The following is a 1,825-nucleotide window of genomic DNA, read 5'->3' as shown; positions in this document are numbered from 1 at the left end:
CGCGGCTGGTGTGGTGTTGAAGAGGGTCAAGGAGCAGGTGCGGGCGGTGCCCGGTGATGGTCTGGGTTTCGGGCTGTTGCGTTATCTGAATCCCGCTACGCGGCCGGCGTTGGCGGCGCTGCCGACCCCGCAGATCGGCTTCAACTACCTGGGCAGGTTCACCACCGGTTCCGGGCGGCAGGAGTGGCAGCCGGTGGCGCTCGGCGGGGACATGGACGAGCGGATGCCCGCCGCCCACATCCTGGAAGCAGGCGGAGTCGTCCGTGACGGCGCGGACGGCCCCGAGCTGAGCCTGATGTTCTCCTGGCCGGGGGAGTTGTTGGCCGAGTCCGCCGTGCGGGAGTTGGCCGAGGGCTGGGTGGCGATGCTGGGTGGTTTGGCCGCGCATGCCGCGCGGCCTGGTGCGGGCGGGCACAGCCCGTCGGACTTCCCACTGGTCCCGCTGGCCCAGGGGCACGTGACCGAGCTGGAGGCTGCGCAGCCGGGTCTGGCCGAGGTGTGGCCGCTGTCGCCCCTGCAGGAGGGCCTGCTGTTCCACGCCATGCTCGGCGAGCAGGCGCTGGACGCCTACTCGGGGCAGGGCCTGCTGAACCTGCTCGGCCCGCTGGACACCGCTGTACTGCGGGCTGCGGGCCAGGCGCTGCTGGACCGGCATCCCAACCTGCGCGCCGGATTCCGGCACCTCGCCGGCCTGGAGCAGCCGGTCCAGGTGATCGCCGATCGGGTCGCGCTGCCATGGCGTGAGGCGGACGTGTCGGCGCTGCCTTCGGCCGAAGCCGAGGCGGAGGCCGACCGGCTGGCCGCCGCCGAGCTGGCCCGTGCCTTCGACCCCGCGGTGCCCCCGCTGCTGCGGTTCCTGGTGATCCGGTTCGGCGCACGACACCACCGCCTGGTGATCACCAACCATCACATCCTGATGGATGGTTGGTCGCTGCCGGTCCTGCTGCGTGAGTTGTCCACCATCTATGYGGCCGGCGGTGACCCGATCGGACTGCCACCGGTCACGCCGTACGGGGAGTATCTGGCCTGGCTAGGCCGCCAGGACCGGCACGCGGCGCGCGAGGCCTGGCAGCGGGAGCTGGCCGGCACGACGGAACCGACCCTGGTCGCGCCGGGCGACCCGGCCCGGCTTCCGGTGGCGCCGGGCCGGGTCATGGCCTCTGCGGGCCCCGAACTGATCGCGGCCCTGCGCGCCCTGGCCAGGGAGCACGACCTGACGCTGAACACGGTCGTGCAGGGGGCGTGGGCGATGCTGGTCAGTCGGTTGGCGGGGCAGCGCGATGTGGTGTTCGGTGCGGTCGTCGCGGGTCGTCCGCCCGAGCTGCCCGGGGTGGAGGACATGCTGGGGCTGTTCGTCAACACGGTGCCGGTGCGGGTGCCGCTGGACCCGAACCGGCCCGTCATCGAGATGCTGACCGCGTTGCAGGACCGGCAGTCGGCTCTGATCGCCCACCAGTACCTGGGGCTGGCCGAGATCCAGCGGTTGGCCGGTGCGGGCGCGACCTTCGACACGCTGGTGGCCTACGAGAACTATCCCTTCGACCCGGATGCTGGGCCCGAGCCCGGGTCCGGGCCCGACGACACGCTGCGGATCACCCCGGCCGGGGGGCGTGACTCGACGCACTATCCGCTGACGCTCGCGGTCATCCCGGGTGCCACGGACCTGCGGCTGCGGCTGACCTACCGCCCGGACGTGTTCGAGCCCGACCAGGTCGAGGGCTTCGGGCGCTGGTTGGTACGGATCCTGGAGGCTGTGGCGGCGGATCCGGGGGTGTTGGTGGGTCGGGTGCCGGTGTTGGGTGCGGCTGAGTGGGTGCGGGTGGTG

1 protein-coding gene is annotated in these 1,825 nt (G+C 72.3%); it reads left to right on the top strand.

All coding sequences use genetic code 11. The features are described 5' to 3' along the window. Positions 1-16: 16 nt before the first annotated feature. Positions 17-1,825, top strand: a 1,809-nt coding sequence (locus CcI156_RS23680; protein WP_305775232.1) for a condensation domain-containing protein, incomplete at its 3' end; no start/stop codon positions are given.

Source organism: Frankia sp. CcI156, assembly GCF_001983015.1.
GTDB lineage: Bacteria > Actinomycetota > Actinomycetes > Frankiales > Frankiaceae > Frankia > Frankia casuarinae.
Note: the sequence above shows the minus strand (reverse complement) of the source record. Positions and strands in the feature narration are given on the sequence as shown.